The sequence below is a fragment of the Algoriphagus sediminis genome (assembly GCF_030403435.1).
In the GTDB taxonomy this organism is placed as follows: Bacteria; Bacteroidota; Bacteroidia; order Cytophagales; family Cyclobacteriaceae; genus Algoriphagus; species Algoriphagus sediminis.
In genome coordinates, this window is the sequence record NZ_JAUEPH010000008.1 from 72,015 (window position 1) to 98,781 (window position 26,767).

Below are 26,767 nucleotides of genomic sequence, written 5' to 3' on the forward strand. Positions count from 1 at the left end.
CCATTTTTTCTCGCTTTATGAATTTGATATTTGTTTCAGATTATTTAACATTGATGATTAAGAACATTAACAAAACCCAAAATTCAAGCCTATGATCAAATCCCCTTAGTTGTTTTAATACTCAAAAGCATCTATTGGATGCCTCAAACCTAAAAGGGTTTTCCCTGAATGTTGGTGATTCTTCACCTGGTCATAAGCGCAATAGAGTCCTAATTTTAGGGCACACATCTATTGCAATTATTTTGAGAACAATCGCAATCGATTGCATTAATTAATTACAACAAGTATTTGAAATTTAACTTGTTACTCAATCTATCTATTCTATGAAAAACGTTTACAAACTGCTAGGTGCATGTATCATGCTCCTGGTCTTTACCAGTTCTGCTACCTTTGCACAAAGGACAGTCACTGGTACAGTAATTGACGAGTACGACGTAGGGCTTCCCGGGGTATCTATCCTGGTGAAAGGAACCACTACTGGTACCGCAACTGACATTGACGGAAACTTTTCGCTTAATGTCCCAAATGATGATGCTGTATTAGTATTCTCATTTATTGGTTACACGACGATCGAAGAAACAGTCGGTTCTCGAAGTGTAATCGATGTTCAATTGAATCCTGACGAGCAAACTCTTACTGAGCTTGTCGTTACAGGTTATACTATTGACTCCAGAAGAGAAGCTACCGGAGCGATTGCCACAGTAGATCCGAAGGATTTGACGGTAATCCCAACTGGTAACGTAGAGCAGACTCTTCAGGGTCGTGTTTCTGGTGTTACGGTAATTACCAATGGTCAGCCAGGTACTACTTCTATCATCCGTGTTAGAGGTTTTGGTGCTTTTGGTGGTAACAATCCTCTTTATATCGTGGATGGTGTTCCTGTTGGCTCAACTGATTTTCTTAATCCGGATGATATCGAATCAACTACCGTATTGAAAGACGCGGCTGCAGCATCAATTTATGGTGCCAGAGCTGCTAACGGTGTGATTATCTATACTACTAAGCGTGGTAGAAGAGGTAACCAAAAATTAAGAGTTGATTATAATGGTATGATTGGATTTACTGATCCAGGTACTGGATTGGCGATGATGAATCCTCAGGATTTTGCTAATACCACTTGGCTTGCAGAGACAAATCAGGCAAGAGTGGATGGACGTGCTCCCAATTATGAGCATCCACAGTTTGGAACTGGGACTACTCCTGTACTTCCCTACTATATTAATGTTGGAGGTCAAGCAGGTGTTCCGGGTCCATTTACTCCCGAGCAAATCGAAGAGCAAAGAGCGCTTTATAATATCGACCCAACAAAAGGTCCGGTACATCAGCTTGTAAGAGCTGCCACTGGAGAGGGAACTGATTGGTATGATGCTATTACCAGAACTGCTCCATTGAACAGACATTCAATTGGGTTGAATGGTGGTTCTGAGACCAGTAGATTCTTTATTGGACTTGGTTATCAGGATCAGGCAGGTATTCTTTTGAATAACGATTTCCGAAGAATCTCTTTCAGAGCTAATTCTGAATTTGACGTGACAAAGCGTTTCAGAATCGGTGAAAACTTCCAGGCCACTTACAGAAGGGCCCTAGGTATCACTGGGGATGCAGGTGGAGCAGGTAGTTCAGATGACGAAAACGATATTCTTCAAGCGTTCAGAATGCCATCTATCATCCCAGTTTATGATGAATTCGGTGGATATGGAGGTACTGCCGCTAGAGGATTTAACAATCCAAGGAATCCAGTTGCTAATCGTGATGGCTTGGTGGATAACAGAAACTTTAATGCGAATATCTTTGGTAATGTATATGCAGAATACGACATCCTAGATGATCTGACATTCAGAACTTCAATCGGGGGTCAATATGATAACTATTACTTCTATGGTTATTCCAGACTTCAGTATGAGAACTCTGAAAATAACTCTGCATTTGGTTACAATGAAGGTGCTGGTTATGTTTTTGGTTGGACCTTCACAAATACCTTATCCTGGAAGCGTACATTTGACAAGCATGCATTTGATGTGATTTTAGGTCAAGAAGCATTGAACACCGGAGCTGGAAGAAATATTTCTGCTTCTGGTCAGAATCCTTTCTCTACTGATCCGGATTTTGTTAATATTTCAAATCTGCCTGTTTCAACTCGTCAAGTTAATTCTAACCTATTTAATGGTGTGAATTTCCTTTCTTACTTCGGTCGTGTGAATTATACTTTCAATGACAAGTATCTTTTCAGTGCGGTAGTACGACGTGATGGATCTTCCAGATTTGGTGAGAATGCGCGATATGGTACTTTCCCTGCATTCTCTGCTGCTTGGAGAATTTCTTCAGAAGATTTCCTATCTAGTGCAACCTGGATTGACGATTTGAAAATCCGAGGTGGTTGGGGACAAATGGGTAACTCCAATAACGTAGATCCTAACAACCAATTCTCTCTATTTGGGGGTACAGTAGGTGCATCTTCATATGACATCACTGGTTCTAACTCTTCTGCAACGATCGGATTTAGAAGAACAAGAATTGGTAACCCGAATGCACAGTGGGAAACTGCCGTGACCACAAACGTCGGTTTTGACGGTACCTTCTTTAACGGCCGTTTGGATGTGATTTTTGACTGGTGGAGAAAAGATACGGAGGATCTACTGTTTCAGGTTCCAATTCCTTTGACAGCTGGTAGCAACGCGGCTCCACCTTCAGTAAATATTGGAGAGATGCTGAATAGAGGACTTGATCTTTTGGTAACTACCAGAGGTAATCTTTCTTCAGAATTTACGTATGAGTTAACGGTTACTGCTTCTACTTTGAAGAATGAGATTGTTTCTCTTGCTCCGGGTTTGGATTTTATCACGAATATTAATCCATCTTTTAGAGGTATTCAGCCTATCCGAAACCAAGTGGGTCAGTCTCTTTCTGCTTTCTTTGGATACCAACAAGATGGTTTATTCCAGAGTCAGGAAGATGTGAACTCACATGCTGATCAGGTAGGAGCCGCTCCAGGACGATTCAAGTTTAGGGATATTAACGGTGATGGTGTGATAAATCCAGATGACCGTACCTTCCTTGGTTCTCCTGTACCTGATTTCACAGGTGGTTTGAATTTCACCGTGGGATATGCTGGATTTGATCTTTCTGCATATTTCTACACTTCAATTGGTAACGAAGTTTGGAACCAATCGAGATGGTTTACTGATTTCTTCCAGACGTTTGAGGGTGCAGCCATTTCTGAAAGGCTCTTCGATGCTTGGTCTCCAGAAAATCCAGGAGGAACTGTTCCAATCGTGGAAAGAACTACAAACTTCTCTACCTCTGAGCAGGCTAACTCCTATTATGTCGAGAATGGTTCTTATTTGAGACTTCAGAACTTGACTTTGGGATACACTCTTCCACAAAATCTTTTGGAAAGATGGAGACTTGAGAGATTTAGGGTATTTGTTGCTGCTAACAACCTTTTCACCATCACAGGATATGAGGGACTTGATCCAGCGGTAGGTGGTGCAGCTGACACTAACTTCGGTATTGATATCGGTAACTATCCAGTTACAAGAGGTTATACCATGGGTTTAAATGTCAGCTTCTAGACCAAACAAGTCTTTTATGAATCGAGTTATAGAAATTATAATAGATTAACAAAATGAATAAATTAAAATTAAAAATCGGAGCCCTATCACTATCAGCAATGATGATGGTAGCAGTGAGTTGTAGCGATGACTTCCTTGAAGTGCCGCCTACAGGTTTGCTTGCAGAAGCTCAGCTGTCTTCTTTGGCAGGACTTGATGCTTCTTTGATCGCGGCCTATTCGCAGGTAAATGGTAGAACAAATCGCTTAGGATCTCCATCCAATTGGGTATGGGGAAGTATTAGAGGGGGAGAGGCCAATAAAGGAACTGACCCAGGAGATTTTGCAACGATTAACCCTATCCAGCGATTTGAAATTAATTCTGCGTCAGGAAATGTGGGTGATAAGTGGAATGTTTGTTACGAAGGTATTGCCAGAGCAAATAATGTCTTGAGACTACTTCAAGAACCAGGACCAGATGTGACCGAAGCGGACCTAGTTAGATTAACTGCTCAGGCGAGGTTCTTAAGAGCACACTTCTACTTCGAGTTGAAAAAGGATTATAACGATACTCCTTATGTAGACGAAACTGTGGACTATGGTAGCGGCCTTGAGGAAATTTCAAATAATCAGGATTTGTATCCATTTATCGAAGCTGACTTTCAGTATGCTATAGATAATTTGCCAGAAACTCAGCCTCAAGTGGGTAGAGTGAATTCCTGGGCTGCTAAGGCTTATATGGGTAAAGTTTATCTATATCAAGGTAAATTTGGTCAGGCTAAAGCAATGTTTGATGATGTGATTGCAAATGGTGTTACGAGTAATGGCTTGAAGTATGGACTTGTTCCTTACTATGATGATATGTTCAGAGGAGCAAATGATAACCATCAGGAATCCGTTTGGGCCTATCAGTCAGCTGCTAATACTGGATCTATTGCAAATGCAAATCCAATGTTTGACTTGAACTTCCCATACAACACCGGTCCAGCTGGCCCAGGTAACTGTTGTGGATTCTTCCAGCCCACCTTTACCTTTGTGAATGCTTTTAGAACAGATGCTAATGGTTTACCACTTTTGGACAAATCTTACAATGATCCTGCAAACAGAGTAGCTAACGATCAAGGACTTCAATCTGCTGATCCATTTACTCCTGATGCAGGTCCACTGGATCCTAGACTTGACCACACCGTAGGTAGAAGAGGAATTCCTTACCTTGATTGGCAAGATCACCCAGGCACTGCCTGGATTAGAAATCAGCCTAATGGTGGACCTTACTCTCCTAAGAAGTATGTTTATCAGAGAGCAGAACAAGGTTCTTTCCAGGATAACTCTTCCTGGACTCCAGGATATACTGGTATCAACTTTATGATAATCCGTTTTGCTGATGTACTATTGATGGCTGCTGAAGCGGAAATCGAATCTGGAACTTTGGAAAAAGCTCGTGAGTATGTCAATATGGTTCGTGAAAGAGCTATGAACTCTAAGCTTATGAGAGAAGATGGTACTATGGCAGCGAACTATCAGATCGGATTATATGAGTCTCCTTGGACTGATGCCAATACCGCCAGGACCGCTGTTCGTATGGAAAGAATGTTAGAGCTCGGAATGGAAGGACATAGATTCTATGATCTGGTAAGATGGAATACTGTTAAGGAAGAGTTAGACTTCTACTTTGCTCTTGATGGTACAATTTTGACAGGTGCATTAGGTGGGGCAACTTTTACTGATCCATACAAACTAGTTCCGATTCCACAAGACCAAATTGACCTTGTAGGTTCAGATATTTTGATTCAGAATCCTGGATTCTAATTCAATAACACTTAGTAGAAAAGAGGGCCTCAGGCCCTCTTTTTTTTGTTTAATTAGACTTAAATTTTTTCTCTTTTATTCAATTGACTAATTTCAACTACCCAGAAATTAATCACTCCAATGAAGCTAAATCACAACTTATTTATTGCCTTTGCAGCGTTTATTCTTTTTTCTTGTAAAAAGAATGAAACTCTGTTTGAGTTAAAATCTCCAGAGAGTACGGGGGTTTTATTCTCGAATGAAATTATCGAAACAGACTCTTTTAATATCCTCACCGATGAATATATTTTCAATGGTGGTGGAGTCTCTGTGGGTGATTTTAATCAGGACGGATTACCTGATTTATTTTTTACAGGAAACCAGGTTCCAAATGCTCTGTATTTGAACAAGGGGAAAATGAAATTTGTAGATGTCTCTAAGGTTTCTGGAGTTTCCTTCCCAGAAAAATGGAACACTGGGTCCGCTGTGGTAGACATAAACGGCGATGGGCTTTTGGATATCTATGTTGCTTCTGCAATGAAAAAAGGCGTGGGGGAGCGAAATAATCTCATGCTTATTAATACCGGGAATAATGAAGATGGTATTCCTGTTTTTGAAGATGAGGCAGAGGCGTATGGTATAGCAGATCCTGGAAATGCAATGGGAGCAGCTTTTGTGGATTATGATCTGGATGGTGATTTAGATCTTTATGTGTTGAATAATGAGCAAAGCTCAATTATCCCAAGTAATTACAAGGAAAAAATCGTAGATGGTTCAGCTATCAATAATGATGCTTTTTATCGCAACAATGGAGATGGAACATTTACCAATGTAACCCTTGAGGCAGGTATAACTATAGAAGGTTTTGGTCTTGGGCTACTGATCGCGGATTTAAATAATGATGGCTGGCCGGACATTCATGTAAGCAATGATTACGTCACTAATGACATTCTTTACATCAATAATCAGGATGGGACTTTCTCAAATAAGACCAAGGAAAGACTGAGACACCAAAGTCAATTTTCAATGGGTTCTGATATTGCTGACTTCAACAATGATGCTTTGCCTGATATCCTAACGCTTGATATGCTAGGAGAGGAAAATTATCGTAAAAAAACGACCATAGGGAAGAATAGTTACCAAACGTACATCAGTAACGAGCAGTTTGATTACGAGTATCAGTATGTGCGAAACATGCTTCATATGAATAATGGGGATGATTTGCCTTTTAGTGAAGTTGGTTTGCTAGCAAACATTTACCAAACTGATTGGAGTTGGGCACCCCTTTTTGCGGATGTGGATCATGATGGGTTACGTGATTTATTGGTGACCAATGGGTTCCCGCGGGATATCACAGATAAGGATTTTGCAAATTACAGAGCCGATGTAGGTAATATTGCTACGGTAAGACAACTATTGGATTCCATACCCATTGTGAAAATCCCAAATTACGCATTTCAAAATACTGGAGATTTAAATTTTGATAATGTGGGCCGTGAATGGGGGCTGGATGTACCCTCCTTTTCTAATGGATCGGCAACCGTGGATCTTGATCTAGATGGGGATCTGGATTATGTGGTTAATAATATCAATGATCCGGCTTTTATTTTTGAAAATCGACTCGAATCTCCTTCGTCTAATTACCTCCGTATTAAGCTCAATGGGACCAAAGAAAACGTACAGGGTTTGGGGACTAAAATTTGGATCCAAACAAGCAAGGGAGAAACTCTTTATCAAGAACAGCAAGTGGTAAGAGGTTACATGTCTTCCATTGAAGACATTATGCATTTCGGTCTCGGAGATTCAGTTTTGGTCGAAGAAATCAAGGTGATTTGGCCTGACGGAAAGGGACAGTTGCTGAAGGAGGTAGAAGTAAATCAAGTTCTAGAAATCAATTATTCGCAAGCTAAAAACGGGAATTTCGAAACAAACCCAAATTCCAACTCTATTTTCAAAGATATGGCAGAGAGCCTTTCTTTGAATTATTTGCACGAGGAGCAGGATAAAATTGATTACAATATTCAAAGAACACTACCTCATAAGTTATCCCAATATGGCCCAGCATTAGCCTCGGGGGATTTAAATGGAGATAATCTGGATGATTTGATCGTAGGTTCTTCTTCAGGCTTTCAGCCAAAATTATTCCTTCAAAGTCAGGAAGGCTTTGCCGAACAAAATCTTCTCACCCAAGATCAGGCGGCTTTTGAAGAGCAGGGAATTCTCATTTTTGATGTCGAAAATGATGGTGATAATGACATTTATTTAGTCAGCGGGAGTAATGAATTTGCCCCCGGCTCAGCTCAATATTCAGATAGACTTTTCCTGAATGACGGGAAGGGTAACTTCTCCCTAAGCGAATCACTTCCTGAAGTTAAAGCGAATGGAAGTGTGGTCAGAGGAGCGGATTATGATGGAGATGGATTCATTGATTTGTTTGTAGGAGGTAGGACACCAGTAGCTCAATATCCATTTCCAGATAAAAGCTTTATTCTAAGAAACAATAATGGATTATTTGAGGATGTGACCAATCAAGTTTTTCCTGACCTATCTTCATTGGGGATGATTGTGGATGCAGCTTGGACTGACTTTGATCAAGATGGAGATGCAGATTTGATCTTGGTAGGGGAATTAATGAAAATAACCATTCTTCAAAATGGAGGTGATCGCTTCACTGAATTAAAAGAAACAGGCCTTGAAAATCACCTGGGATGGTGGAATTCCATTGCTTTAGGAGACATTGATTTAGATGGAGACACCGACTTTGTCATTGGTAATTTAGGAAGGAATAATTCTCACCGGCCCACTCAGGATCGTCCGGTTAAGGTTTACGGGAAAGACTTTGATGCAAATGGAAGTATTGACCCAATTACCTTTGCTTATTACATCGATAGAGCTGGTGAGTACCAGTCATTTCCAAGTCATTTTTGGGATGATTTATATGGACAGAGCACTCTTTTCCGAAAGAAGTTCGAACGGTACAAAACCTACGCTTTAAGCTCTGAGAATGATCTTCTGACCCCAGAGGAGAGAGAAGGCGCATTAGTTTTAACCGGTAATTATGATCAGTCGATTTGGGTCGAGAATCTCGGTAATGGAAAATTTGAAGTTCACTCCCTTCCGAAGATTGCTCAAATTGCCCCGATGAATGGGATTGTACTGGAAGATATAAATGGCGATGGTTTTGAGGATATACTTGCTGTAGGGAATGACTATGGTAACGAAATTTTCATTGGACGATTGGACGCTTCCCTTGGTTGGGTTTTACTTGGAGATGGAAATGGGGATTTTGAGCCTGTTTCAGCAAGAGAAAGTGGTTTTATCGTTCCAGGTGATGCCAAAGCTTTGGTTAAACTTCAATTTGGTCAATCAAACCTTTTTGTAGCCTCCCAAAACCGAGGGGAATTAAAAGTTTATGTTACTGAAAGTGATATTTCTAATTTCATTCGACCTGATCAGGATGTGATGGCGATTGAATTTTCTTTGGAAAATGGAGCTAAAAAAAGAGTTGAAACAACTTTAGGATCAGGCTTTTTATCCCAAAGTTCTCGAAGCATTAAGGTGCCTACAGGAGCAAGAAATGCGACTCAAATCATGTACTCTGGTGAGAAAGTTGAATTAGACCTTTAAAGTAATCCGACTAGCGGTATAGATTTTTTGGATCTGCTTCACAGATCTCACAAATCAGATCTGATATCTTATCCGTGACCGCATCAAAGTATTTGGCACCCTTTACCGCTGAAGCTTTGCTGGGGTCACCGATTCCTGTGTCTTCTGTTACTTGTGACCATTTTCGCTCAGCCCAAGCCCATTTTTCTCGAACTCCTGTAATTTTTGATTTTTTTTCCGCTCCATCCCCTGCTTCCGAAAGTGGCAGGACCAAGTCGGGGAAAAGGTGTAGGATTAAGGATGTCTCCATTTCTTCAGCATGATCACCATCTTTTTCAAAAAACAGCGACTTATCCAGAGCTTGGAACCAATTACAGGTAAAAAGGGCCATTTCGGGGAACTCGAGACCAAGTTCCCTTAGCGCAGTTTTAAAGTCATTGCCTCCATGGCTGTTTAGGATCAGAAATTTTTTAACCCCCTGTTTGTTTAAAACTCCCAAAATATCCTTGATAATCATGAATTGAGTACTTGGATTCATATTGATATCCAGATAAATGTCTGACTGTCCTGTATTTACGCCGAATGGAACAGTGGGGAGAATGGTTACATTAGCGCCCTTTTCCCATGCCTTTCTTCCAGATTCGGCCCCGATTTCATCGGCTTCATAGACATCAGTGCCATAGGGAAGATGATAATTATGTGCTTCGGTAGCGCCCCAAGGCAAAACGGCTAATTCAAATCGATGACTTTTTAGAGTTTTCCAGTTAGATTCTTTCAGTAAATAAGGGCGCATAGAAATTAATTTAGATGATAAGGCTATTTTAGTGATAATTTAAACCACTAATCTTCAAAATAACCCAAATGAGTGATAGAAGAAAATTCCTGAAACAGTCTCTTCTCAGCAGTGCCGCTTTTTTTCCTGGTGTGATACATTCTAGTCCCTTAATTGGCAGGAAAGATACCCAAAGGAAAGCCCCGCTAATCCTTAGCACTTGGAATCATGGTGTACCGGCCAATGCTACAGCATTAGAAACCCTTAAATCCGGAGGGTCTATTCTTGATGCCGTGGAGAAAGGGGTGATGACTACAGAATTGGACCTGGAAAACCTTTCTGTCGGATTACAAGGATTACCAGATCGTGAGGGAATAGTTACGCTGGATGCGTCCATTATGAAAGGTAATGGAGAATGTGGTTCGGTAGCCTTTTTGAGGCAAGTCAGGCATCCCATTTCTGTCGCGAGAAAAGTCATGGAAGATACACCACATGTTATGCTTGCAGGAGAGGGAGCAAGACAATTTGCTATTGCACAAGGTTTTCCCTTAGAAAAGGAAGAGCTTTCCCCAGGAGCTAAAAGAGCCTATGAGGAATGGAAGAAGACCAGCCAGTACAAACCCATAATAAACATAGAAAATCACGATACAATTGGTATGATAGGAATCGGTGAGGATGGAAAAATGGCTGGAAGCTGTACTACAAGTGGGCTAGCTTATAAAATGCATGGAAGAGTAGGAGACAGCCCTATTATAGGTGCAGGACTATACGTAGACGATGAAGTGGGAGCGGCAACTGCAACAGGCTTGGGTGAGACCATCATTCGGATTTGTGGCAGCTTTCTGATCGTAGAATTGATGAGACAAGGAAGGAGCCCACAGGAGGCTTGCGAGGAGGCTGTCAGGAGACTGGTAGCCAAGAGTTCAAATTCGAAAGAAATTCAAGCCGGATTTTTGGCAATTAATAAAGATGGTGAAATGGGAGCATTTGCAGTTCAGCCAGGGTTCAATTATGCTCAAGGCGATATGTCCAGCAACGAGTTAATTGATTCGAAAAGCTATTTTAATTGAAATGGGAAGGATTTTACTTGAAGCTCCTGTTTTCAATTTAGCTGCGGCTATTGAAGCGGCCAGATTTGGAGTGGACCGAATTGAATTGTGCGCTAATTTCCCTGAGGGAGGAGAAACTCCGAGCCCTGGTATGCTTAGTTTTTTGAAAAAGGAGATAGATATACCTGTTTTTGTGATGATTCGACCTAGAGGAGGGGATTTTTGTTATTCTGAAAAAGAGATTTCGGTAATGCGTGAGGATATTAAGATTATGAAGGATCATGGTGCTGATGGATTCGTATTCGGAATTTTGGACAAGGAAGGCAAAGTGAACTCCAATGGTTGTGAGGTACTTATTCGATCTGCTGGAGGGTTACCCTGCACTTTCCATAGAGCCTTTGATGCTTCATCTGAATTTGAGGAGTCACTGACAAGGATTATCAATTTGGGCTTTCAACGAATTCTCACTTCTGGTCAAAAAAATACCGTTTCAGAAGGAATTGAAAATATAGAGCGACTTTTGGAGCTAGGGAATGATAGAATCATAATAATGCCTGGGGGAGGCTCCAGGCCTGAACATGTAAAACGCCTTAGGAGCTTTTCGAATTTTCAAGAAATCCATGCTTCATGTAAAATTAAGGTCAAGTCAGATAATCATTTTTTTAATCCTGAAGTTAGATTCTCAAGTGATGAGCAAGACTTTAAAAACAGACTTGCAATTGATATGAGTTTGGTAAATGAATTTTTGGAGGAGGGAGAATAAAAAGAAGTTGGTTAGCGGGGATAGTTTTCTTATTCCATTTTGGATGTGGTACCTCGACAAACCGAGAGCTAGAATCAAAAAGTCTTCTTGAACTGTCCCAAGAGGAACTGAATTTAGATGGAGAAAAGTTGGCAAACCTTTATTGTGCGAGTTGCCATTTAATGCCTGACCCTTCCATTTTGGATAAAAAAACATGGGAGTACAATGTGCTGCCTGACATGAGGATGCGTATGGGTTTATATTTACCCGAGGATTTTGGGGTTACCCTACCAAAAGATCAAGACATCCCACTCGGAATTTACTCTGAAATCCCTCTTATCCAGAGAGATGATTGGCAAAAGTTAAAAGATTATTTTCTGGAAAATGCTCCAAATAGTCCTTTGCCACAAAAAGAAAAGTTTATGCCTTCGATGGGAATTCCCGGATTCGAAGTGGCAATCCCGAAGTTTGATTTTATTCTTCCTGATTTGACCACTATGATTCATGTGGATAAAGCTTCTCAAGTTTGGTTGGGACACCGGTTTAGGAAGTTATTTCGATTGGATTTAGGAAAGAGAGAAATACTTATTGATTCGGTTACAACTTCGGTTGCCCCCGTTTCCATAAACTTAGATAGCGATGATTTCGAACTTTTGACCATGGGTCTAATGGATCCGTCCAATGATTCTTTAGGTAGTTTGGTGCAGTATCGCTGTTCAAACGGTCAATGGGAAACGATTATGGTTGCAGACAGTCTCATGAGGCCAACTTATTTTTCGAAAGGTGATTTAAATGGAGACGGTGTTGATGATTATGTCATCTCCCAATTTGGGAATCATGTTGGCAAACTCAGTGACTATCTCTCCTCAGAGGAAGGGATGTCGGAAGTTCTCCTAAAACCACTGCCCGGATCGCGAAAGACGGAACTTTTGATATTGATGGAGATTTAGACATTATAGGTTTGATGACTCAGGCATTTGAAGGAGTTTTTCTATGGGAAAATCAAGGAGAGGGCGAATTTGAAGAAAAGGCCTTTCTTAGATTTCAACCTGCATTTGGATCAAGTGATTTTCAATTGGTGGATATGGATAAGGATGGGAAACTGGATATTATCTTGGTTAACGGTGACAATACCAATAAATCTCAGATTTTGAAAAATTTCCACGGAGTCAGAATTTTTAAAAATCAGGGTGACAACAGCTTTAAAGAAAGCTGGTTTTATCCCATGCACGGAGCAAGTGGGGTACAGGTTGAAGACTTCGATTTAGATGGTGATTTGGATATTGTGGCTATTTCATTTTTTCCGGATAAAACTCAAAAGCCCCGAGAAGATTTAATTTTCTTTGAAAATGAAGGAGATGAAAGTTTTAGGCCCTATGTCCAGGATTTTAAGGTTAATGCAAATTTTTTAATCCTGTCAAAAGGTGATGTTGATGCAGATGGGGATCAAGATATCCTGATAGGTACTTTTGATTTCGGGGATTTATACCGAGGTCCTTCTGAAAACTGGCTTTCTCTCGTAGTGTTACAGAATAAAATTCTATCAAATCGACTAAAAGTAGAATAAAGAATTAAAAATCTATATTTTTTGAATAATTGATTGGAATTCTGGTTTTTTTCAGTAGATTCTAATCCATTTAATAAAACCCAAACATGGTAAAGAGTTTTCAAGGAGTAAGAGTAGCTGAACCCAAAAAACAGCCAGTTAAGCATTTGACTGTAGCTGATCACATGAGCACAAGATTAACCACATTCAAACCAGATGATACTTTGGATCAGGTTCTCGAGGTTTTGGCGAAAAAGAAAATTTCAGGAGCACCCGTACTCGATGAGTCCGGGGCATTAGTTGGGATTATTTCTGAAGTCGACTGCCTCAAAGAAATCATTAAGGGGAAATACACCAATACTCCAAAGTTTCCTTCCAAGGTAGCGGACCATATGACCAAAAATGTCATTACTCTACCACCAGAGCTATCTCTTTTTGATGCTGCTGGTAAGTTTTTAGAGCTAAAGATTAGGAGATTTCCAGTGGTGCAAAATGGTCAACTACTAGGTCAGATTAGTTTGAGTGATTTGATCAGGGCATTTCCAAAATTAAAGCAGACGACCTGGTAATCATTTTGATTTTTCTAAAGCTTGACTGATATCAGAGATGATATCGTCCGGATGTTCAAGTCCAACCGAGACACGTACTAATCCATCTACTATTCCGACTTTTTCCCTTTCTTCTTCAGAAAGCTTGCTATGTGTTGTACTTGCAGGATGAGTAATTATACTTCGGCTATCACCCAAGTTGGCGGTTAGAGATATCATATTTAAATGATCTAGAAATTTTTTGGCTCTCTCCAAGCCTCCATCAAGGGTCAGGGTGAGAATGCCACCACCTAATTTCATTTGTTTGATGGCTATGTTATAGCTAGGATGGGAAGGGAGAAAGGGATATTTGACTCTTCCTACTGAGGAATTATTTTCAAAATACTTAGCTACTTTCAATGCAGTATCACAGTGTCTATCCATTCTGATTGCAAGTGTCTCCATACTTTTTGATAGGATCCATGCATTGAATGGGGAAATTGCAGGACCTGTATGCCGTGCAAAAAACTGTACATCTTTGATAAACTCTTTTTTGCCTAGGATGAGACCTCCGAGAACTCTCCCCTGTCCGTCAATATATTTTGTGGCACTGTGAGTGACGATATCTGCACCCCATTTGGCAGGCTGCTGTAGATAGGGAGTGGCGAAACAGTTATCGACTACAAAAATTAGATTGTGTTCTTTGGCAAACTGACCTGCTTTCTCTAAATCTATGATTTCTAGTCCAGGATTGGAAGGGGTCTCGATAAAGAGCATTTTGGTGTTTTTCTGAACCAATTTTCCCCAGTTCTCAAAGTCTGAGATATCCCCGTAAGTCGATGTAATTCCCCATTTCGGAAATACTCTGGTCAAAAGTTGATGAGTAGACCCGAATAGTGATCTCGAAGCGATGATATGATCTCCACTTTCAAGTAATGCGGCTATGGAGCCAAACATAGCAGCCATACCGGAGGCAGTTGCAATCCCGTCTTCGGTTCCTTCTGCTTCGCAAAGCTTCTGAATTAAATCTGTTGAATTTGGATTGGCATATCTGGAATATATGTTTCCCTCCATCTCATCCGCAAAGGTGGCTCTTGCATCCTCAGCGCTGTCAAAGGTGAAACTTGAGGTCAGGTATAATGCAGAGGAATGCTCCTTCTGATTAGACTGTGAATGGTTGATGCGAATGGCGCTGGTTTCAAAGTTCTTGCTCATAATGTCGATTTACTTTTCGACATGATTCAAAAGAACCTGACCGTTTCGAGAATATAAGAATCCGCTTACTTGCTGACTGTTTATAGCTCCCGTTTGGGTAGGATTTGGCACCTTTCCAGAGGATAAGGATGGTTGCCAGAGGGTCAAAGAGCCTATTCTCTCACCTCTTCTTTATAAATCAATGTCTTATAGACGTAAAGAAATGTTTAAAGCTTTATAAATCCAACAAGAATCTCCTAATTATTGTACTTGCTCATGGTGTCCTGAATTCCTATTGTGCAAAATGAATAAATCATTTCGATCGCACGGTCCATCATGGTGGGGAGTACGGCAAATTCATCTTCAGTAAATTTTCCAAGAACGAAATCTACTTGTCTTCCTTTTGGAAAGTCATTTCCTATTCCCATTCGCAATCTGGGATAGTTACTACCACCAGTAAGTAATTCAATATTTTTTAAGCCATTATGGCCAGCAGCACTTCCTTTGGCTCTCATTCTTAAAGACTCAAACGGAAGAGCTACTTCATCCACTACCACTAGGGTGTTTTCTTTAGGAATTTTGAGCTCTTTCATCCAGTAGTTCATTGCTTTACCACTTAGATTCATGTAAGTGGTGGGTTTGATGAGATGAATCTGTCTACCACGAAACTTAAACTCAGTTTTGAAAGCAAGCCTTTCGCTGCTCCATTGACAGTTTTGGGCATCGGCTAATCTGTCTAATGTGAGGAATCCGATATTATGTCTGGTAAGTTCGTATTCTGGACCGATGTTGCCCAGTCCAACAATTAGATATTTCATATTCTAGTCCTTGAGAGAATAAGGTAAAAAAAAATCCTGCCAGGATTTGACAGGATTTTTGAATAGTAAATAATTCTTATTCTTCAGAAGCTTCTGCTTCTGCTTCTTCCTCCTCATCATCTTCAGCGCCTTTTCCTCTAAGAGCTCTTGGAATAGCCACAGTAACTAGAGAAACACGTGGGCTGGTAAGGATTTCAAAACCTTCAGGCTGAACACTTCCTACCTTGAAGGATTTACCCAGATCAAGTTTAGAAATGTCGATGGTAATAAAATCAGGAAGATTCTCTGCCAATCCTTTTACCTGGATAGTTCTATTCTTCATTTCAAGCTTACCACCTTTGGCAATACCTGGAGAACGACCTTCCACTCTGATAGGAATATCAAATTTGATCGGCTTGTCATTAGTATAAGCCAGGAAGTCTGCATGAAGTAGAACTTCGCTCACTGGATGAAACTGAGTATCCTTAAGTACCGCCTTAATTTCTTCTCCTTCAATGTTCAACTTAACAAGGTGAACGTCTGGAGTGTAAATTAATGGCTTAAAAAGGATGGCAGGAGCATAGAAATGAATTTGCTCTTTGATCCCAGGACCATAAACTACGCAGGGAACATTGCCACTATCTCTGATTTCAGAAAGTGATGCACTGTCGAGATTTGCTCTTTTAAACCCTATAATCTCAAGTGTTTTCATAAGTATTTGAATTTATAATTGGTTCTTAAATGAATAAGGAACTGATGGAAGTATTACCTGTTACAGCATGTATTGCTTTGGCAAATAATTCAGCCACCGAGAGCACCTTAATTTTTTCTGAAGGTCTTTTCAATGGAATGGTATCAGTGATGACTAGTTCCTCCAACATTGAGTTCTCTATGTTTTCGTAAGCTTTTCCGGAAAGAACACCATGAGTAGTAATTGCTCTGACAGATGTTGCTCCTTTTTCTTTTAGAAGCTCGGCAGCTTTACACAACGTGCCCGCCGTATCAACCAAATCATCAACAAGAACAACGTCCTTTCCTTCTACATCACCAATAACTTGCATTGAGGCTATTTCATTAGCCCTTTTTCTGTGCTTATCACAGACGACCATCTCTACTTCGAAACGCTTTGCATAGGCCCTTGCTCTTGCTACTCCTCCTACATCGGGGGAGGCAAAAATCAGGTTTTTTAGGTTCAGCCTTTCTAAATAGGGCACAAAGATAGCGGATCCATTTAAATGATCCAATGGAATATCAAAGAAACCCTGAATTTGTCCTGCATGAAGATCACAGGTCATAATTCTATCTGCTCCCGCAGAGGTCAACATATTTGCGATTAGCTTTGCTGCAATAGAAACTCTGGGTCTATCTTTTCTGTCTTGACGCGCATACCCAAAATAGGGGATAACAGCACAAACCTTATAAGCACTGGCTCGCTTGGCTGCGTCAATCATTAAGCAAAGCTCTAATATGTTGTCAGAAGGTGGATTCGTACTCTGAATAAGGAAGACAGTACTACCTCGGATTGACTCATTGAAGCTTGGAGACATTTCACCATCGCTAAACTTAGACAGGGTTAAGTCACCGAGTTTTTTGCCGTATTGTTTAGCAATTTTCTCTGCAAGGTAATCACTATTGTTCCCTGAAAATATTTTTACTTCTGACATATTGTTTGGATTCACAGGAGTTTTTTTGGAGATCGAAGTCAAAAGTACAAATTTTTGTGTGGAAGAGATAGTAAGTCAGATTGATTCCAAATTTTATTTTGCATCTCTTTTTAACCTTTTTGTTTCAGTACTTTTAAGAGAATTTGTATCTTATTTCTTTAATATTTTTTATATGAGTAGTGATAAAACTGAAGATTGGTTCGCTCAAATCAAAAAAGAAGGAATCGAATTTGCGAGGCTAAAAGATAAAACGTACAAGATTACTGAATTCAATGGTGAACTTCCACCCGGTTCGAAGATTTGGCCAATTGAACCATCTGGGAATCCTCAATTGATTATTGAGAATTCTTCAGATCAGGTTAAAGAAGACCAACCAAAAAACATAAAGAACCTAGAGGTAGATTTTCTGGAAAATTTTGGAGGAAAGGCGTTTTATAAACCATTTTGGGGCCAACTTACCTACCAACCACTGGACAACTCCAGAACCAAAGTTACCTATCAAGGGAATGAAAATGTTTTCAATTCAGATTATTTGGGATGTTGGCTGGAACCATCGAGAATTCACAAATGCTCTTCAGAATTCCCAAATTCCGGTAGAAATTATTTCCCAAACGCCACCGCAGTAGTTTATTCAAGAGTTCTTGAAGTACTAGACGGGAAAAATCTTATTGTTGATTTTGCCTATAATGGCGAGAATTCTTCAGCTCCCTCAGCGATAAGTGATGAGGATGGAATCTTCTTTTTTGATAATAAATTTGCTTTGGAATCATGGTCTAAATCAGGGCGAAGGAAGGATGCCCTCTTCGCCGAATCTGGAAAGGTTTATGGGGTTCTCGGAATGCCGAAAATTGAGGTTTCAAAAGATTCCAAAATTAATTTTATTGGTCCCAAAGAAGGAGAGGCTCCTGCGATCCATTGTATGTGGTCAGATGCATTTAATGGAGATTTGCATGGAAGAGGTCTCGAAGCTGCAGGTAGCTTCATAGAAACTTTTGGAGATAATGGCACACTATTTCACCTTCCTAATTCTGGTCGTGTAGATATTAATTTTGAATGGCAATTCATCCCTCCGACTTACACTCAGAAAGTTGTCCAATATGGCAGTCCAACCGGGACTATTTTTTCTGATCCGTCGAATCATTCTAGCCAGTTTGGGTTGAAGCGATTCTGCAATTTGGATCAGTTCAGGATCAGAGAAGAAATGAAAAAATCCTTAGGATTTGTTAGGCCTGGTGTTTCTTTTGGAATGCCTAATCAAGGTTATTGTAACGGAGGTGGAAGGCATAATGGGAAGGAAATTACCGATTTTTGTATTTATCGGTTTGAGGGAGACTGGATGAGTAAAAACCCCAATAACATGAAGGCCAGGACAAGTGGAGGCCTAAGGGTGGAATGGATAGGTCATTCGAAGGAAAAACCCGGTAAATTCATTGAAATGGAGTCTCTTAAACCCAGTCGGTTTGATGATCTGGAAATGCGGATGGTTTCTCAAAATAGAGTTGAAGTTTCCTCCTCATTTTTCACCTGGTATCACCTTGCCTCTCAAGAATGGACCGGAGGAACCAGTACCAGTAGTGAGTTGACCCATTTAATAATTGATGGGAAAAAAATCGGATTAAATACAAATGGTGACTTTTGGCTCATTTATGGGGAAAATGACTTAACTGGCAGAGGGTTCACTGCTTCAGAAATAAATCTTTTTGATAAACTCCCGAAGAGAGGAGATACGATTCGCCAAAACCTTCAGGATATTTCCAAAAATAATTTGATAGGGAAGCCATCTGAAAGGGTTATAGAAGTTTGGGGATTTGCTCTACAAAATGGAGATAAACTCAATTTTAATGGCCAAACTTACACTGTTGAGAAAACGGAGAGAAAATGGAAGACCTGGAGCCAGTTTTCGGAACAGTACACCTCTCCAAAACCTGATTGGAACCGAACTGATAGAAGAATTACATACACAGAAGTAACACTTGACAAGGGAATACCTCAAACCCTTTCGGAGATCGAATTTACCGTAAATCACTCCACCCTAGAACCACTTTTGGATGGTAAATATCGCAAAGGCTGCTCTGCTCTATGGGATCTTGGTAATAATTCTGCTGGCCACTTGATGTACACAGACTACAACGTTAATCTCGTGATGGAGAACGTGGAAACGCATGGTTTAATAAGAAGTACCTCAAGGCCCCTATATGCGGAGACCTCAAAGCCTCTTAGTGGTTCTGTATCCTCAATCCCGGTAGGCAGTTTAGGTTCGGATATTTGGAAAAAGGGTCATCAACTTCAACTAGTAGACCCAGAGAATGGTGTGGTACAAGAAGTTGAATTGATAGATTCATTTAATGGAAATGCCGGGAATGTTCTTGTAAAGCCTGTTAATTTGACTCATACTTTTCCTGAGAAATCAATTCTGGTTGCCTTATACTCATTGCCTTCAGAGGCAAAGTTTGAGAACACGTTTTTTGTGGAGGAAAATGGAGAACCTAGTTACTCTCAAAGGATAGATTACCGCCCACAAGGATTACGAATCCGTCAAATAATCACAGGGGATAATAAATATCGTTTGAAGATAAAGGGAGGGAGAATAAGTTGGTATAGTAATCTGGATAACCGATTTGAACCTGAGATTGAACTTAGTGAATTTCCCCATCTGGTAAATCCCACCTCCGTGGTACCTGTCCTTTTGAACCCAGTATTTATTGATGGAAAGGGAGCAAGATTTGGATTTCAGAGAAAAGAGGATGGCAAAGATGAAATTTTTATATCAAGCAGAGTGGTTGCCAGAAATAGAGCTAAGTTAGACCTTCAAAATTCTGTTCTAGGTTCAGATTTGACCTTGGAAGGAAATGGGGAGTTTCTAATTGATAATCTAAAGTCGGGAAATTTTATCATTAATGGCCAGACCCAGAATTATGGATATAATCTTAAGTTTCAAGAGAGATTTATTAAGACCAAGGACTTGACAGTAAAGGGTAAAAACGGGAAAGCGGGTATTATGATTGATTCTCCCTTCAAGGTGGGTGATTTCAAACTTCAATTAGAAAAATGGGAACTGTTTCCTGGAATTTTTAATGCGGGTGGTTTCCAAACCAAGCAAGATCGTCAACATCCTGATTATGAAAAGTTTGTGAAAATAGAACGAGCATAAACTCTGAAATTCACAACTTTAAATTTTAAAAATAAAGAACTTGAGTGATACCACTTAGATATTTGATCTATTATCCAAATTGAATAATTAATATCTTCCGAAATGAATAAGAAATTGATTTTGCTTGCAGCAAGCTTTCTGCTGCAATTCACTCTCTCCAGTCAAACCATTCCAACACCCAAGTCACATTTTGGATTTGATATAGGTGATGATTACCAACTCGCAAATTTCTCCGAAACTGAGGCTTACTTTCAAAAAGTTGCCGATGCAAGTGATCGGGTAGAACTCGTTAGTATAGGTGAAACTGCTTTTGGAAGAACGCAGCCAATGCTCATCGTTTCTTCTCCTGCTAATCTAGCTGAAAAAGATAAATACAGAGAGATTTCTCAGGCACTAGGAAGGGCTAAAATGTCAAGAGAAGAAGCCGAAAACCTCATTTCTGAAGGGAAACCGGTAGTTTGGATTGATGGTGGACTTCATGCCAATGAAGTACTAAGTGCCCACCAATTAATTCAAACCCTTTATGAGCTTGCTTCTAGAACAGATGATGAGACCCTTAGGATTCTTGATGAGGTGATCATTCTTCTGGTTCATGCCAATCCTGATGGCCAGGAAATTATGTCTGATTGGTACATGAGGAAAGAAAACGAGGAAGAAAGGGATCAAAACATTCCTGTACTTTACCAGAAATATGTAGGACATGACAATAACCGGGACTTCTACATGAATAACATGGTAGAGGCCGAAAACATGTCGAGAGTTCAATATATTGAGTGGATTCCTCAAATAATCTATAACCATCATCAAACTTCTCCTGCAGGGACTGTTGTCGCTGGTCCTCCTTATCGAGACCCCTTTAATCATGTTTTAGACCCTATGATTATTACCAGTCTTGACGCAGTGGGTGCCTCGATGATTAATAGGTTAAATCAAGAAAATCGTCCAGGATATACAAGATTAGGTGGCTCACCTTACTCAACTTGGTGGAATGGAGGGCTTAGAACCACACCTTATTATCATAATATTATAGGGATTCTTACTGAAATGACGGGGAATCCAACTCCAATGGAAATCCCATTAGTTCCCGACCGCTTGGTACCTGATAATGATAATCCATTTCCAATTGCTCCTCAAGAGTGGCACTTTAAGCAATCTATAGATTATTCTGTTTCACTTAACTATGCTATTTTAAATCACGCTGTTCGAAACGGTGATGATCTTTTAAGGAACATTTACCTGATGGGTAGAAGATCCATCGAAAAGGGTGAACAAGATAGCTGGACTCTTTATCCCAAGAATGCAGAGGCAATTGAATCTAAATTCGAAGCAGCCAAAAAAGAGGGTTCGAATCAAAGTAATGGATTCGGTAGAGGCCTTCCCAGAGAGTTCTATGACAGTGTCTATATGAATCCTTCTAGAAGAGATCCTAGAGGTTATGTGATCTCTCCAGACCAAAAGGATTTTCCAACGGCTTTAAAATTCTTAAATGCATTAATCAAATCAGGGATTGAGGTTCATCGTGCCAGTTCAGATTTTGTATTGGAAGGGGAAAGTTACCCATCGGGATCTTATGTGGTAAAGGCAGCTCAGGCTTTCCGACCGCATATTTTAGATATGTTTGAATCTCAAAACCATCCCAATGATTTTCTTTATCCGGGAGGACCTCCGATCAGACCCTATGATGCCGCCGGATGGACTTTGGCCTACCAAATGGCAGTAGAAGCCGATCCTATATATGTTGCCATGGAGGGTCCATTTGAAGCTATTCCTTTGGGGCAACTTCTTGAGCCTGACCCAAAGGATTTAGATCAGGGACAGGCATATATTGTGGATATAAATGAGAATAATTCATTTATAGCTGTAAATGATTTGCTCAAAGCTGGGATTGAAGTAAAACAACTCACTGCTGATTGGAATGGTCACGATGCAGGCTCATATTATGTTGGGTCAGAAGGTGCTGAGCAGTTAAGAAATGCCGCTTCAAACTTTGGTGTTTATCCGACTCCTGTGGAGGATACTCCATCTGAGCTAAAGAATATTTCATCAGCCAGGATAGGTTTATTTGACTATTATGGAGGTTCGATGCCATCAGGGTGGGTTCGTTGGATTTTAGAGCAGTTTCATTATGATTTTGAGTTGATTTTTCCTCGAGAAATTGACGAAGGAAATCTTAGTGAAAATTATGATGTGCTATTATTCATTGGCCCTGGTATTCCAGGTGTTGAGGCTTCTAATTCTAGATATTCACGTCGACAACCAAGTGCATCTGAAATTGATGAAAAGTATCATCATATGCTAGGCTCTATCACTAGCGAAAAGTCTATTCCTGCCTTGCAAGAGTTTGTTGAAAATGGAGGTCGGATTGTAACAGTAGGTTCAGCAACGGACTTAGCTTATCATTTTGATTTACCAGTTTCAGATGCTCTGATCGATATGGACTCCCAAGGTAAAACAAGACCTTTGAGTGGCGAGAAATACTACATTCCGGGATCTGTGCTAGAAATGTACATTGACCAGGATCATCCCTCTAATTATGGAATGTCAGAGAAGGCAAATATTCTTTTTAACAGAAGTCCGGTATTTCATTTAACACCAAATGCGGTTAGCTCTGGAGTTAAACCATTGGCTTGGTTTGGCGAAGAACCGCCTCTGAAAAGTGGTTGGGCTTTTGGACAGTCTTACTTAAAGAATGGGGTGACAGCTTTCGAAGCTGAAATGGGTGAAGGTAAGTTTTATGCATACACACCCGAAATCACCTTCCGTGCCCAATCCCATGGTACTTATAAGTTGTTATTTAATCATCTTTACAAATAAAAAAGGGCCGCTTCGAAGCGGCCCTTTTTAATTCTATTCACCAAACTTATCTCTTAAATAACCAATTGCCATTTCATAGGCCTCGCTTGTAGCTTCTGGATCATGCCTTGGATTGCTTGGATTTGCAAAACCATGAGCAGCATCGAATATTTTATATTCCAGGTCCTTCCCGGCCTTTTCCATGTTCTGAGCAAAATTTTCGATTATCTCTTTGGAGATATACTCTTCTGTGGCAAAGAGTCCAAGGACGTCGGAATTAAGAGTTTTAAGCATTTCTACATCTTGGACTGGCATTCCGTAATACATAACCGAACCAATGTTCTGGCTACCGGTAAGGAGAGCGGACTTTAGTGACCATCCGCCTCCGAAACACCATCCTACATTTGCAATCATGGCTTCACTTCCTGCGAACTGCTGAGCACCTAGAACGATTGATTGAAGTCTGGCCTCATTTGCAGAACGCATAAATTGACCGGCTTCTTGGGGATCAGAAGTGACTTTGCCGTCATACATGTCAAGGGCCAAAACATTTACCTTGCTATTTAAATCATTGTAGAAAATGTCCGCTTGTTCTTTGATTTGATCATTTAAGCCCCACCATTCTTGGTAAACAAAAAGCCATTTATCAGAGTCTGGATTTGATGCTGGTATAAAATATCCAGAGGCCTTTTTACCATCAGGGGTATCAAAATTGATCATCTCGCCCATTGCAGAATAATTGATTCTATCAGGGGCAGGGTGAAGCTTGATGAATTCAGGGTCATCGGAGAACTGCTCCATCCCTGGCCCGAAATCATGACATACTGTTATTTCATCAAAAGGGTTTAAGGGTAAAGGTTTTGGTTCGCTGAAATCAAAATAAAACAAGAATAGAATTAGAGAAAATAGTAAAGCTTTCATAAGGTTGGTGTTTTGATGGTATATTTAGTATAACCTAGAATTAAGGGCTAAGTTTAATCTGATTATTCATTTATGGATGCTTATCTGCATTATGTGCGTGCCGAGTTAAACATTTGGCTGTTTCAAATGAAACGGCCTCCTGGCTTGATGAATAGGATGACGAGGAGTGTTCAGAAAAAGATTAATGACCTCCTTCCGGAAAAACTTCATCAGGTGGTCACTGCGGCTATAGAAAATATGGTGAAAGCAGTTATGACTGGGTCATCCTGGATTTTACCTAAGTGGGATGATAGTCTTTCCTTGAAAGCCAGAGAGATGAAAGTCCGACAAAGAATAAAATGGTATAGAAATACAGCTAGTGCTGAGGGAGCCGTAACGGGAGCAGGGGGAATTCTTTTAGGGTTTGCAGATTTCCCAGCTTTTCTCACTATTAAAATGAAGATGCTTTTTGATATCGCTGCTTTATATGGTGCCGACCTCAAGCAGAAAAAAGAAAGGTTATTTCTTTTGTATATATTTCAACTTACGTTTTCCTCTCAGCAAAGAAAAAATGATTTGATAGGGTTAATGGAAAACTGGAGTGATTTCGAACCAAACCTTCCTCAGAACATTGATGAGTTTGACTGGAAAACATTTCAGCTTGATTACCGAGATTACATAGATTTAGCAAAACTGGCTCAGCTGGTTCCGCTAGTGGGAGCAGGAGTAGGAGCTTTGGCTAATTATAAGCTCACTGAGCAACTAGGAAACAATGCGATGAATTGCTACCGATTAAGGCTTAGGCAACAAAAAAGTCCCGAATTAATTTCGGGACTTTGAGTTGGTCTACTAGGGCTCGAACCTAGACTCTTCTGAACCAAAATCAGACGTGTTGCCAGTTACACCATAGACCAGTTTGTTGGATTCCGCCGAGGGTCTCCTTTAAAGTGTCACAAAGGTAGAAGCTTAGAATTTCTTTTCCAAACCTGTCTATAAAATTTTAATTGACTTATGAGATGCCAATTTTAAGTTCTTGATTTCAAGGTGAATTTCACCTTCTTTCTCCTTCGCCTAGAAAAAAATTTTCTTCGCAATCGATTGAAAATTAGCTTTCTATTAAATTTTAAGCGCGGTTTTGTAAATATTTGAAAATATTTTTCACTTTTGCTGCAAATCAATCAAACCAACTAAATCTAGATTAAAATGGAAGTTGTAAAAATGGAAAAGACGATTGCTGAAGCAATCAAGAAACTTGACAAATTGAAAGCTGGTAATTCTCTTGCTGCAGAATTGTCTTGGTGCTGGGTAAGTTATAAGAACGATAATAATCCTGCTGGGGTAATCGAAAAAACTGAAAAAGCACTTGAAGTTTTGAAAGCTGAAAAGGAAAAAAATTCAAGAGCAGTTTCTAAGAAGCTGATTGCAGACCTTGAAGGAGCGCTTAACTAAAAAAGTTGACAAATGAAAAAAGCTCGCCATATGGCGAGCTTTTTTTATGTAATAAAGTCGGTTGATTACTCAGCGGAAACCACGAAGTTAACCTGAGTTTTTACTTCTCTATGTAGATCGACTTCAGCAGCAAATTCACCTGCACCATCCACTGGCACATTGATTGAGATTTTCTTTCTATCGATGTCAAATCCTTTTGCAGAAAGTGCATCTGCAATCTGTAGAGTAGTCACCTTTCCAAAGATTTTTCCTGACTCACCGATCTTTGCTTTAATATCTAAAGTCAAAGCTTCAAGCGCTGCAGCAGTGTTTTCTGCCTCAGTCTTGATTTTCTCTGCTTTGTGGGCAGCTTGCTTAATATTCTCAGCAAGAACCTTTTTGTTTGAACTAGTTGCCAAAACTGCAAATCCCTGAGGGATAAGGTAGTTTCTTCCATAACCTGGCTTTACGTCCACCAAGTCATTTTTATATCCTAGACCTTTAATGTCTGTTTTTAAGATAATTTCCATTTGTAATGTGCTTTAAAGATTAGACGAAACCTGAATTACTTCAACCCATCAGTTACGAAAGGCAATAGTGCAAGGTGTCTTGCTTTCTTGATAGCCTGAGCTACCTTTCTTTGATACTTCGCGGAGTTACCAGTAAGTCTTCTTGGAAGGATCTTACCTTGCTCATTTACAAATTTCAATAGGAAGTTTGGATCTTTATAATCAATATACTTGATCCCGTGTCTTTTGAATCGACAATACTTCTTTCGGATTTCTCCTCTGTTGATTGGTTCGTTAATTAGTGTCATTTGGCTGCCTCCTCTTTAGTTTCTGATTTTTTGTTGAATTCTCCTTTTCTTCTTCTCTCTGCATATGCAATACCATGCTTATCGAGAACCGTAGTAAGGAATCTCATAACTTTTTCATCTCTTCGAAGCTCTACTTCGAATTTGCTAATGAGTGTTGGATCAGCTTTGAACTCAACCAAAACGTAGAAGCCTGTGGTCTTTTTTTCAATGGGATAAGCCATTTTCTTAAGACCCCAATTTTCCACATTAATTAGATCTGCCCCCTGTTCTTTTAACAAGTTCACAAACTTGTCGACAGTATCCTTCATCTGAACATCAGACAAAACGGGAGTTAAAATGAATACCGTCTCGTAATTTCTTTGGAACATTTTTTAATGTGTTTAATGATTTAAATAAACAGATCGCAAAAGTAAGAATTACTTCTACTTTATCCAAAGGTCAAT

At 40.0% G+C, this 26,767-nt stretch carries 21 protein-coding genes, 1 tRNA gene and 1 riboswitch; of the genes, 12 read left to right on the top strand and 10 right to left on the bottom strand.

The genetic code is table 11. The features are described from left to right. Window positions 1-323 precede the first annotated feature (323 nt). The 3 genes from QVH07_RS16325 to QVH07_RS16335 all read left to right on the top strand — a co-directional run bounded on the left by QVH07_RS16325 (window position 324) and on the right by QVH07_RS16335 (window position 8,965). The gene (locus QVH07_RS16325) at window positions 324-3,572 is read left to right on the top strand and encodes a SusC/RagA family TonB-linked outer membrane protein (RefSeq protein ID WP_290002544.1); all 3,249 of its coding nucleotides are present in this window, start codon (window positions 324-326) and stop codon (window positions 3,570-3,572) included. 53 nt (window positions 3,573-3,625) lie between these two features. Beyond that, complete coding sequence (locus QVH07_RS16330; RefSeq protein WP_290002546.1) at window positions 3,626-5,359, top strand: RagB/SusD family nutrient uptake outer membrane protein; 1,734 nt, start codon at window positions 3,626-3,628, stop codon at window positions 5,357-5,359. Window positions 5,360-5,479: 120 nt separating this feature from the next. Continuing rightward, window positions 5,480-8,965, top strand: coding sequence for a VCBS repeat-containing protein (locus tag QVH07_RS16335; protein ID WP_290002549.1), 3,486 nt, complete (start codon window positions 5,480-5,482; stop codon window positions 8,963-8,965). A 10-nt stretch (window positions 8,966-8,975) separates the two neighbouring features. Here QVH07_RS16335 and QVH07_RS16340 read toward each other — a convergent pair whose 3' ends face one another. After that, entirely contained in the window at window positions 8,976-9,737 is a 762-nt protein-coding gene (locus QVH07_RS16340) for a creatininase family protein (protein WP_290002550.1), read from the bottom strand. A 68-nt stretch (window positions 9,738-9,805) separates the two neighbouring features. Between QVH07_RS16340 and QVH07_RS16345 the strand changes: the two genes are divergently transcribed. From QVH07_RS16345 to QVH07_RS16365, 5 genes are all read left to right on the top strand, one after another. Then, on the top strand, window positions 9,806-10,786 hold the full coding sequence (locus tag QVH07_RS16345) for a glycosylasparaginase (RefSeq protein ID WP_290002551.1): 981 nt from the start codon (window positions 9,806-9,808) through the stop codon (window positions 10,784-10,786). A gap of 1 nt (window position 10,787) precedes the next feature. Then, complete coding sequence (locus QVH07_RS16350) at window positions 10,788-11,528, top strand: copper homeostasis protein CutC (RefSeq protein WP_290002553.1); 741 nt, start codon at window positions 10,788-10,790, stop codon at window positions 11,526-11,528. A gap of 161 nt (window positions 11,529-11,689) precedes the next feature. Then, complete coding sequence (locus QVH07_RS16355; RefSeq protein ID WP_290002555.1) at window positions 11,690-12,457, top strand: hypothetical protein; 768 nt, start codon at window positions 11,690-11,692, stop codon at window positions 12,455-12,457. A 14-nt stretch (window positions 12,458-12,471) separates the two neighbouring features. Next, window positions 12,472-13,074, top strand: a complete 603-nt coding sequence (locus tag QVH07_RS16360) for an FG-GAP repeat domain-containing protein (protein WP_290002558.1) — start codon at window positions 12,472-12,474, stop codon at window positions 13,072-13,074. A gap of 86 nt (window positions 13,075-13,160) precedes the next feature. Next, on the top strand, window positions 13,161-13,622 hold the full coding sequence (locus QVH07_RS16365) for a CBS domain-containing protein (RefSeq protein ID WP_290002562.1): 462 nt from the start codon (window positions 13,161-13,163) through the stop codon (window positions 13,620-13,622). On the opposite strand, the gene QVH07_RS16370 is transcribed toward QVH07_RS16365, so the two are convergent. The 4 genes from QVH07_RS16370 to QVH07_RS16385 form a co-directional block, all read right to left on the bottom strand. After that, entirely contained in the window at window positions 13,623-14,795 is a 1,173-nt protein-coding gene (locus QVH07_RS16370; RefSeq protein ID WP_290002564.1) for a trans-sulfuration enzyme family protein, read from the bottom strand. A 77-nt stretch (window positions 14,796-14,872) separates the two neighbouring features. Continuing rightward, a riboswitch (SAM riboswitch) is annotated at window positions 14,873-14,975 on the bottom strand. A 56-nt stretch (window positions 14,976-15,031) separates the two neighbouring features. Continuing rightward, window positions 15,032-15,592, bottom strand: coding sequence for an aminoacyl-tRNA hydrolase (gene pth / locus QVH07_RS16375; protein WP_290002565.1), 561 nt, complete (start codon window positions 15,590-15,592; stop codon window positions 15,032-15,034). Between the two features lie 76 nt (window positions 15,593-15,668). After that, the gene (locus QVH07_RS16380) at window positions 15,669-16,283 is read right to left on the bottom strand and encodes a 50S ribosomal protein L25/general stress protein Ctc (RefSeq protein WP_290002567.1); all 615 of its coding nucleotides are present in this window, start codon (window positions 16,281-16,283) and stop codon (window positions 15,669-15,671) included. A gap of 25 nt (window positions 16,284-16,308) precedes the next feature. Next, on the bottom strand, window positions 16,309-17,235 hold the full coding sequence (locus QVH07_RS16385; protein WP_290002569.1) for a ribose-phosphate pyrophosphokinase: 927 nt from the start codon (window positions 17,233-17,235) through the stop codon (window positions 16,309-16,311). Window positions 17,236-17,407: 172 nt separating this feature from the next. Here QVH07_RS16385 and QVH07_RS16390 point away from each other — a divergent pair, with 172 nt between their 5' ends. Further along, entirely contained in the window at window positions 17,408-20,386 is a 2,979-nt protein-coding gene (locus tag QVH07_RS16390) for a hypothetical protein (protein ID WP_290002570.1), read from the top strand. 102 nt (window positions 20,387-20,488) lie between these two features. After that, window positions 20,489-23,200, top strand: a complete 2,712-nt coding sequence (locus QVH07_RS16395; protein WP_290002572.1) for a M14 family metallopeptidase — start codon at window positions 20,489-20,491, stop codon at window positions 23,198-23,200. 33 nt (window positions 23,201-23,233) lie between these two features. On the opposite strand, the gene QVH07_RS16400 is transcribed toward QVH07_RS16395, so the two are convergent. Beyond that, complete coding sequence (locus QVH07_RS16400) at window positions 23,234-24,100, bottom strand: dienelactone hydrolase family protein (protein ID WP_290002573.1); 867 nt, start codon at window positions 24,098-24,100, stop codon at window positions 23,234-23,236. Between the two features lie 72 nt (window positions 24,101-24,172). Between QVH07_RS16400 and QVH07_RS16405 the strand changes: the two genes are divergently transcribed. Then, entirely contained in the window at window positions 24,173-24,919 is a 747-nt protein-coding gene (locus QVH07_RS16405; protein WP_290002576.1) for an EcsC family protein, read from the top strand. Between the two features lies 1 nt (window position 24,920). On the opposite strand, the gene QVH07_RS16410 is transcribed toward QVH07_RS16405, so the two are convergent. Next, window positions 24,921-24,993 (bottom strand) — tRNA-Gln (locus QVH07_RS16410). A gap of 289 nt (window positions 24,994-25,282) precedes the next feature. Between QVH07_RS16410 and QVH07_RS16415 the strand changes: the two genes are divergently transcribed. After that, window positions 25,283-25,528 (top strand): hypothetical protein, encoded by a 246-nt coding sequence (locus QVH07_RS16415; protein WP_290002578.1) that lies wholly within the window; start codon window positions 25,283-25,285, stop codon window positions 25,526-25,528. 65 nt (window positions 25,529-25,593) lie between these two features. Here the strand turns inward: QVH07_RS16415 and rplI are convergent, their stop codons facing one another. Genes rplI through rpsF form a run of 3 tightly spaced genes read right to left on the bottom strand, consistent with a single transcriptional unit; the run spans window position 25,594 to window position 26,692 of the window. Beyond that, window positions 25,594-26,037 carry a 50S ribosomal protein L9 gene (gene rplI, locus QVH07_RS16420; protein ID WP_290002580.1) on the bottom strand — a complete coding sequence of 148 codons (444 nt, stop codon included), beginning with the start codon at window positions 26,035-26,037 and terminating at the stop codon, window positions 25,594-25,596. 35 nt (window positions 26,038-26,072) lie between these two features. Continuing rightward, window positions 26,073-26,324: a 30S ribosomal protein S18 gene (gene rpsR, locus QVH07_RS16425; protein WP_290002581.1), complete on the bottom strand. Its 252-nt coding sequence runs from the start codon at window positions 26,322-26,324 to the stop codon at window positions 26,073-26,075. Beyond that, window positions 26,321-26,692, bottom strand: a complete 372-nt coding sequence (gene rpsF / locus QVH07_RS16430) for a 30S ribosomal protein S6 (protein ID WP_290002584.1) — start codon at window positions 26,690-26,692, stop codon at window positions 26,321-26,323. Before rpsF ends, rpsR begins: the two co-directional genes overlap by 4 nt. Between the last annotated feature and the right edge of the window lie 75 nt (window positions 26,693-26,767).